This is a genomic window from Burkholderia sp. HMSC10F09 (genome assembly GCF_001806955.1).
Classification (GTDB): Bacteria; Pseudomonadota; Gammaproteobacteria; order Burkholderiales; family Burkholderiaceae; genus Burkholderia; species Burkholderia multivorans.
On the sequence record NZ_KV786625.1, the window covers coordinates 1 to 7817 of the forward strand.

General features: G+C 70.2%; 8 protein-coding genes. 5 read left to right on the forward strand and 3 right to left on the reverse strand.

Features of this window, described 5'->3' with window-relative positions; translation table 11 throughout:
- Positions 1–90: 90 nt before the first annotated feature.
- On the reverse strand, positions 91–546 hold the full coding sequence (locus HMPREF3115_RS08300) for a hypothetical protein (protein WP_006400675.1): 456 nt from the start codon (positions 544–546) through the stop codon (positions 91–93).
- A 257-nt stretch (positions 547–803) separates the two neighbouring features.
- Here HMPREF3115_RS08300 and HMPREF3115_RS08305 point away from each other — a divergent pair, with 257 nt between their 5' ends.
- From HMPREF3115_RS08305 to fumC, 3 genes are all read left to right on the forward strand, one after another.
- Positions 804–1025, forward strand: coding sequence for an RNA-binding S4 domain-containing protein (locus HMPREF3115_RS08305; protein WP_006406220.1), 222 nt, complete (start codon positions 804–806; stop codon positions 1023–1025).
- A 128-nt stretch (positions 1026–1153) separates the two neighbouring features.
- Positions 1154–2542 (forward strand): multidrug efflux MATE transporter NorM, encoded by a 1389-nt coding sequence (gene norM / locus HMPREF3115_RS08310; RefSeq protein ID WP_070554061.1) that lies wholly within the window; start codon positions 1154–1156, stop codon positions 2540–2542.
- 118 nt (positions 2543–2660) lie between these two features.
- On the forward strand, positions 2661–4055 hold the full coding sequence (gene fumC, locus HMPREF3115_RS08315) for a class II fumarate hydratase (RefSeq protein ID WP_006400679.1): 1395 nt from the start codon (positions 2661–2663) through the stop codon (positions 4053–4055).
- Positions 4056–4107: 52 nt separating this feature from the next.
- Here the strand turns inward: fumC and HMPREF3115_RS08320 are convergent, their stop codons facing one another.
- Positions 4108–4620, reverse strand: a complete 513-nt coding sequence (locus HMPREF3115_RS08320) for an acyl-CoA thioesterase (RefSeq protein WP_006400680.1) — start codon at positions 4618–4620, stop codon at positions 4108–4110.
- Between the two features lie 80 nt (positions 4621–4700).
- The gene (locus HMPREF3115_RS32290; protein ID WP_006400681.1) at positions 4701–4832 is read right to left on the reverse strand and encodes a hypothetical protein; all 132 of its coding nucleotides are present in this window, start codon (positions 4830–4832) and stop codon (positions 4701–4703) included.
- A gap of 212 nt (positions 4833–5044) precedes the next feature.
- Here HMPREF3115_RS32290 and HMPREF3115_RS08325 point away from each other — a divergent pair, with 212 nt between their 5' ends.
- Together HMPREF3115_RS08325 and HMPREF3115_RS08330 are read left to right on the forward strand one after the other, a co-directional pair.
- Complete coding sequence (locus HMPREF3115_RS08325; protein ID WP_012467540.1) at positions 5045–5752, forward strand: ArsR/SmtB family transcription factor; 708 nt, start codon at positions 5045–5047, stop codon at positions 5750–5752.
- A 160-nt stretch (positions 5753–5912) separates the two neighbouring features.
- A partial coding sequence (locus HMPREF3115_RS08330) for a DUF6600 domain-containing protein (protein WP_070554063.1) occupies positions 5913–7817 on the forward strand: 1905 nt, incomplete at its 3' end.

Below are 7817 nucleotides of genomic sequence, written 5' to 3' on the forward strand. Positions count from 1 at the left end.
TCCGCCTCAGCGCGAACCGGGCCGCCCGGTGACCGCCGTCACGGCGCGCCGTCAGGGACGAGCGCCGCGCGGCGAGCCGCGATCGCCGGCTTACTGCGAGCCGGCGCCCGCCGACGCACCGCCCTGAACGCCGGCGCCTTCGGTTGCCGCGTCGCCGACCTTCGAGTTCGTCGAGCCTGCGCGATGCTTGGCCGACTTCGCGGTGTGCTTCATATGCTTCTTCGTCGAATGAACGGCCGACCCGGTCGTGTCGTTCGCGCCGTTCGCCGCTGCGCCGACCGAATCCGTCGCACCGCCGACCGCGTTACCCGACCCGCTCATGCCGGCGCCACCCTGCGTACCTGCCGCAGCGCCCGTGCCTGTGCCTGTACCTGCGCCCGTCCCCACGCCTGCGCCTGCACCCGCACCCATTCCGGCGCCCGGCGCCTGCGTCTGCGCGCCAGCGCCGGCCGTGCCCTGCGCAGCCGTACCCGTCTGGGCGAAGGCGGCCGAAGTGGCAAACGCCGTCAGCGCGGCACCGATCAGCATCGTACGAATCTTGGACATGACAATCCTCCTCAAGAGTTGTGGGCGCGAACCGCGTCGGTGCGATCCGTCGCGTCGCCCGCTGCGAAAACATGCAGCAGGTAACGCGAGAGACACGCGGCCGATGCAGCCGGTTCTGCAATCTCTCAGACTGTTACCCACGGTTTCATTTGCTGACGAATCGCTCACACTCGCTCACATCCGGCCCGCTCGCGCGCCGGCGCGCGGTGCCGTATGATGCGGGGCGATTCCTCCCGCGCATCGCGCGCACTTTCGTCATGCCCAATTTGGATTTCACGCTGACCGGCGACTACGTCGAGCTGCACAACCTTCTGAAGATCACCGGCCTCGCCGACAGCGGCGGCACCGCGAAGATGATCGTCGCGTCCGGCGCGGTGAAAGTCGACGGCGCGGTCGAGCTGCGCAAGACCTGCAAGATTCGGGCTGGCCAGGTCGTGCTGTTCGGCGATACGCGCATCGCCGTGCACGGCGGCGCGTAGCGTTCCCCCTGTCCGCGACATGGCCATCGCCGCGCGCGTTCGACACCGTGCGAATAAAGCCGTAAGCTAGCCGTCTCTCAAAATAAATACAGGCAGCGCGGGCCCGCACTCGCGCGAGCGCCCTCTCCATGTCGCATTCCGGTCTTACGCGGACGGCCGCCGCGCCGCCGTCCCTGTCCCGTCACGCCGCCGATACCGCGCGCCTCGCCGCGCCGCTCGCGATCGCACAGCTCTCGCAGATGGCGATGAGCGTCACCGACACGGTGCTGCTCGGCTCGCTCGGTCCCGATTCGCTCGCGGCCGGCGGCCTTGGGGCGAACTTCTTCTTCGTGATCGTCACCGTGCTGCAGGGTGTGCTGTCGTCGGTCAGCGTCAGCGTCGCGCATGCGCGCGGCGCGCAGGCCGACGATCGCGTGCCGCACATCTACTGGACCGGCTTCGTGCTGTCGGTGCTGCTCGCGATTCCGGCGATCGTCGCGCTGTCGCTCGCCGAACCGATCCTGCTGATGTTCCACGAACCGCCGACGCTCGCGCGTCACGTCGGCCAGTACACAGGCATCCTGCGCTTCGCGGCGCTCGGCAGCCTGATCGGCGTCGGCCTCATGCGCGCGTTCCTGCCGGCGATCGGCGCGGCACGCCGCTTGCTGTGGGTGTCGATCGGCGGCGTCGGCGTGAACGCCGTGCTGAACTACGGGCTGATTCACGGCGCATTCGGGCTGCCGCGGCTCGGCTTTCTCGGTTCGGCCGTCGCGACGACGATCACGATCTGGCTGACCGCGCTCGCGCTGATCTGGCTGCTGCACGGGCGCCAGCGCTTTCGCCATTTCGTGACGGCCGCGCGCCCGAAGCTGCCGGTGATGGGCGAGCTGATCGGGATCGGCTGGCCCGTCGCGATCACCTACGGAGTCGAATCGACGCTGTTCCTCGCGACCGGGCTGACGGTCGGCGTGCTCGGCGCGACCTCGCTCGCCGCGCACCAGATCGCGCTGAACGTCGCATCGGTGTCGTTCATGGTGCCGCTCGCGATCGGCCAGGCGGCGAACGTGCGCGTCGGCTACTGGGTCGGCGCCGGCGAACCGGTCGCCGCACGCCATGCGGGCTTCGTCGCGCTCGGGCTCGGCATCGCGTTCATGTCGCTGTCCGGCCTCGTGATGATCGTCGCGCCGCACACGATCGTCGGGCTCTACCTGCATCTCGACGATCCGGCGAACGCCGGCACGGTTGCGCTCGCCGCGTCGCTGCTCGGCATCGCCGCGGTATTCCAGATCGTCGACGGGATGCAGACCGTCGCGTCGGGCGCGTTGCGCGGGCTCAAGGACACGCGCATCCCGATGCTCGCGGCGACCTTCGGCTACTGGGGAATCGGCTTTCCGACCGGCTACTGGCTCGCGTTCCATGCCGGACTCGGCGCGCGCGGCCTGTGGTGGGGGCTCGCGGCCGGCCTCGCGAGCGTCGCCGCGCTGATGGCGTGGCGCTTCCATCTGAAGAGCGCGTCGTTGGCGAGCGCCGCGCGCTGAGCGCGACACGACGCGAAATCGCGGCCGGCGCTATGCTTGTCGACTGAACACCCACACGCCTCACGATACGCCCTCGCCGCGCGCCGCGCGGCCTTCCCCTTTTCTCGAGGAGTGCATCATGAACGAAGCAGTCCGGATGGAACGCGACACGTTCGGCGAGATCGCCGTCCCGGCCGACCGGCTCTGGGGCGCGCAAACCGAGCGCTCGCTGCAGAATTTCCGGATCTCGACGGAAAAACAGTCGCCCGAGCTGATCCATGCGCTGGCGATCGTCAAGCGCGCGGCGGCGGCCGTGAACCAGTCGCTCGGCGTGCTCGCCGACGACAAGGCGCAGGCGATCATCGCCGCGGCCGACGAGATCATCGCCGGCAAGCATGCGCGCGAATTCCCGCTCGCGGTCTGGCAGACGGGCTCCGGCACGCAGACCAACATGAACCTGAACGAAGTGATCGCGAACCGCGCGAGCGAGCTGATGGGCGGCGAGCGCGGCGAAGCGCGCAAGGTTCATCCGAACGACGACGTGAACCGCGGCCAGTCGTCGAACGACGTGTTCCCGACCGCGATGCACGTCGCGGCCGCGTACGCGATCGTCAATCATCTGCTGCCCGCGCTGCGCACGCTGCGCGCGACGCTCGACGCGAAGTCGAAGGCGTTCGCCGACATCGTGAAGATCGGCCGCACGCACCTGCAGGACGCGACGCCGCTCACGCTCGGCCAGGAGTTCTCAGGCTACGTTGCGCAGCTCGACCAGGGCATCCGGCATGTCGAATCGGCGCTGCCGCATCTTTACGAGCTCGCGCTCGGCGGCACCGCGGTCGGCACCGGGCTGAACGCGCATCCGGAATTCGCGGCGCGCGTGGCCGGCGAGATCGGCCGCCTGACGAAGCTGCCGTTCGTCACGGCGCCGAACAAGTTCGAGGTGATGGCGGCCGCCGACGCGCTGGTGTTCGCGCACGGCGCGCTGAAGACCGTCGCGGCGGGCCTGATGAAGATCGCGAACGACGTGCGCTGGCTCGCGAGCGGCCCGCGCTGCGGGCTCGGCGAGCTGTCGATTCCCGAAAACGAGCCCGGCAGCTCGATCATGCCGGGCAAGGTCAATCCGACGCAGTCCGAAGCCGTCACGATGCTGTGCTGCCAGGTGTTCGGCAACGACGTCGCGGTGAACGTCGGCGGCGCAAGCGGCAATTTCGAGCTGAACGTGTTCCGGCCGATGATCGCCCACAACGTGCTGCAGTCGGTCCGGCTGCTCGCGGACGGCGCGCAGAGCTTCAACGATCACTGCGCGGTAGGCATCGAGCCGAACCGCGCGCGCATCGATTTGCTGCTGAACGAATCGCTGATGCTCGTGACCGCGCTCAATCCGCATATCGGCTACGACAAGGCCGCGCAGATCGCGAAAAAGGCGCACAAGGAAGGCACGACGCTGAAGGCCGCCGCGCTGGCGCTCGGTTATCTGACCGAGGCGGAATTCGACGAGTGGGTCAGGCCGGAGCAGATGGTCGGCACACGCTGAGCGTCGGCCCGCGCGGCGCAATGCAAACGGGGGCGCACGCGCCCCCGCGTCGTCACACTTCGCCCTTCGCGACTTCTTCCGGCTTCATCTCGACGATCTTGTCGAGTGCCGCGCGCACGTCCATCGCGTATTTCGCGAGCCGCTTCTGCTCGTCGGTTTCCGGCACGAACGTCGGCACCGGCAGCGGATTGCCGTTCTCGTCGACGGCCACGAACACGACGAGACAATCGGTCGTCTGACGCAGTACGCCGCCCTTCGGATCGCCGGCATGCACGGACACGTGAATGTGCATGCTGGTGCGCCCGGTCGCGACGACGCGCGCCTTCAGCTCGACGAGGTTGCCGACGAGGATCGGACGCTGAAAGCGGATGTTGCCGACGCTGACCGTCACGCAGTAGCGGCTCGACCAGACCGCCGCGCATGCATATGCGACCTCGTCGATCCATTTCATCAGCGCGCCGCCGTGCACCTTGCCGCCGAAGTTCACGGACGACGGTTCGGCGAGGAAGCGGAATACGGTTTCGTTGCGGTCGAGGGGAGCCGGAACGGGGGACGAATGGGACATCGTTTAACTCCAGGCAACAGCGGCGCTGTAACGGCGCGATTATACGTTGCACTGCGACAACGCGCCGCGCAACGGAGCCCTCAATAGCGGACCGTCACGCCCTGATCGATCGTCCCGTACATTTCGAGGCTGCCGCCTCGCTCGGCGGCGCCGCCCTGCGCGCACGCGGCGCACACGAGCACGGCCGCCAGCAGACAGAAAAACGTCTTCATCGTTGCATCGTGTCGGATCGCGGCGGCCCGCTGCCGCCGCGTTCGCCCATTCTACGCGCGGCGCGGCTGCCGCTGCGGATCCGCGCTGCGCCGGTCGGCGGCTGTCGGCGGCTGTGCCGCTGCGTGGGGCCGCATCGACATTTCAGCCGGGCCCGAAACATCGAATGCCGGCAGCGCCTACACTGCGAATCATTCCCAGACGCGAGACGACGATGAGCGACCACGACGATCACCACTTTCCGGGCCTGAACCGCATCGGCGCGCTGCTGGCCGACCCGGGCCGCGCGGCGATGCTGTGGGCGCTGATGGACGGCAGCGCGCGCCCGGCCGGGGAGCTGACGCTGATCGCGGGGCTGTCGCCGTCCGCGGCCAGTGCGCATCTCGCGCGGCTGACCGAAGGCGGGCTGCTCGCCCTCGAGGTGCGCGGCCGGCACCGCTACTACCGGCTGGCGTCGGCCGACATCGCCGCATCGCTCGAAGCGCTCGCGAACGTCGCGCGCGCGGCCGCGCCGCACCGGCCGGTGCCGCCGCCGTCGCGCACGGTGCCGGCCGAGCTGCGCTACGCGCGCACCTGCTACGACCACATGGCGGGCGAACTCGCAGTGCGCATCTTCGACAGTCTGAACGCGCGCGGCTGGCTGCACGCAAACGGCGATGCCATCGAGACGACGGAACTCGGCGCGCAGGCGCTCGCGCGCTGGGGCATCGACGTCGCGCAGCAGCGTGCGCGGCGGCGCCGCTTCGCGTGCGAGTGCCTCGACTGGAGCGAGCGCCGCGCGCATCTGGGCGGCGCGCTCGGCGCCGCGATGCTCGACAGCTTCTGCGCGCACGGCTGGGTCGAGCGCACGTCGCGCCCGCGCGTGCTGCGCGTGACGGTGCCCGGACAGCAGGCGCTCGACGCCTGGCTGACGACCGGCTGACGCACACATTGCGCGCGCACGACAGCGAGGCGCGATGGACAGGTTTTGTTACATCGCCGCCGATCGGACTTACAAAACGCAGCGCACTGAAACAGGTCGAGCGGATATCGTGAATCGAGCGGCACGAATCGACGTGTCGACATCACGACCATCGCTCACCATGGCTTTTCTGTTCGCGCGCAAGCGCACCACGCGCGTCACGCTGTTCGCCGTCGCGGCGCTCGCCGCGCTGCCGCCCGTTTTCGCGACGGCCGCACCCGCACCGTATGCGGCGGCTGCGCAGCCGTCCGCCGGCGACCCGCCCGGTCGCGTCGCGCGGCTGAACTACCTGTCCGGCGCGGTGACGACCGAGCCGGCCGGCACCGACGCATGGTCGTATGCCGCGGTGAACCGGCCGCTCACGACCGGCGATCAGCTGTGGAACGACGCCGGCGCCCGCTCGGAACTGCACATCGGCTCGACCGCGGTGCGGCTCGGCGCCTCGACGAGCCTGTCGGTGCTGAACCTCGACGATTCGACGACGCAGCTGAAAGTCGGCCTCGGCACGCTCTCGACGCACGTGCGCGCGCTACCGGCCGGCACGTCGTACGAAATCGATACGCCGAACCTCGCGCTCGGCATTACGGCGCCGGGCGATTATCGCGTCGACGTCGCGCCCGATGGCGCAAGCACGACGGTCACCGTGCGCAGCGGCAGCGCGACGGTCTACGGCAGCAACGGCCAATATCCGCTCTCCGCCGGGCAACAGGCCGTGTTTACCGGCACCGACCTGCAGATCGCGCAGCAGTCGGCCGCGCCGCCGCCCGACGCGCTCGACCGGTGGGCCGCGGGCCGCGACGCGGCCGAGGACCGGTCGGTGTCGGCCCGCTACGTGTCCCGCGACATCCCCGGCTATCAGGACCTCGACGCGAACGGCACGTGGCGCGACACGCCGGCGTACGGCCCCGTCTGGGTGCCGAACGACACGCCGGCCGACTGGGCGCCGTATCACGACGGCCACTGGATCTGGCAGGCGCCCTGGGGCTGGACCTGGGTCGACGACGCGCCATGGGGCTTCGCGCCCTATCACTACGGTCGCTGGGCCTACGTCGACGATCGCTGGGCCTGGGTGCCGGGGCCGACGGCCGTCAGCGCGCCGCCCGCCTATGCGCCGGCGCTCGTCGCGTTCGTCGGCGGCGGCGACGGGCCCGACTGGAGCGTCGCGCTGACGGTCGGCGGCGTCGCCGCGGCCGGCTGCGCGTGGTTCGCGCTCGGACCGGGCGAGCCGTGGCATCCGGCCTGGGGCGGATGGAGTCCGCACTACTACGAACGCGTGAACCGGAACATCGTCGTGAACCGGATTACCGTGAACAACACCGTGAACGTGACGAACGTGCACAACACGTACGTGAATTTCGGCGCGCCGCATGCGATCGCGGCCGTGCCCGCGACCGCGTTCGTGCACGGCCAGCCGGTCGCGCGCTTTGCGCAGCACGTCGATCCGCGGCAATGGCGCAATGCGCACGTGGTGCCGGGCACGCCGGGCATTGCGCCGGTGCGGCAAAGCTTCACGGGCGGCCTGCGTACCGCGAGCTATCGGCCGCCCGCCGCGATCGGCCAGCATCCGTTCGTCGCCACGCGCAATCCGGCCGTACCGGCCGCGTATCGCGATCAGGCGGCCGCGCATCTGGTGCGCAAGGGCGAACACGTGCCGGGCGCCGGCACGCCGATCGCGAAGACGAGCGTGCCGCCCGATTACGCGGCGCGGCCCGTGCGCGTGCCGGGCGCCGCGCACACGGGCGCATGGGTGATGCGCAACGTGCAGCTCGTGAATCCGCACGGTCCGATCGTGCATCCGGCGCCGCGCAACGCGACGGCAGCGCCGGGCGCCGCGGCGCCGATGCCGGCTCAGGCGGGACGACCCGGTGCGCCGGGCGCCGTTGCATTCGTGGGACCGCATGGGCCGAACGGCGCGAGACCGGCGGTCGACGGACATGCCATGCCGCCTGCCGCGAACGGCGACGCCGCGCACGCGCCCGGCAGCGCGCAGGCGCGCGCAGCGTTCGCCGGCGCGGGAGCAGTCCCT

Coding starts and splice junctions, on each gene's coding strand:
- HMPREF3115_RS08300 (WP_006400675.1), bottom strand. CDS start 546: ATGTCCAAGATTCGTACGATGCTGATCGGTGCCGCGCTGACGGCGTTT.
- HMPREF3115_RS08305 (WP_006406220.1), top strand. CDS start 804: ATGCCCAATTTGGATTTCACGCTGACCGGCGACTACGTCGAGCTGCAC.
- norM (WP_070554061.1), top strand. CDS start 1,154: ATGTCGCATTCCGGTCTTACGCGGACGGCCGCCGCGCCGCCGTCCCTG.
- fumC (WP_006400679.1), top strand. CDS start 2,661: ATGAACGAAGCAGTCCGGATGGAACGCGACACGTTCGGCGAGATCGCC.
- HMPREF3115_RS08320 (WP_006400680.1), bottom strand. CDS start 4,620: ATGTCCCATTCGTCCCCCGTTCCGGCTCCCCTCGACCGCAACGAAACC.
- HMPREF3115_RS32290 (WP_006400681.1), bottom strand. CDS start 4,832: ATGAAGACGTTTTTCTGTCTGCTGGCGGCCGTGCTCGTGTGCGCCGCG.
- HMPREF3115_RS08325 (WP_012467540.1), top strand. CDS start 5,045: ATGAGCGACCACGACGATCACCACTTTCCGGGCCTGAACCGCATCGGC.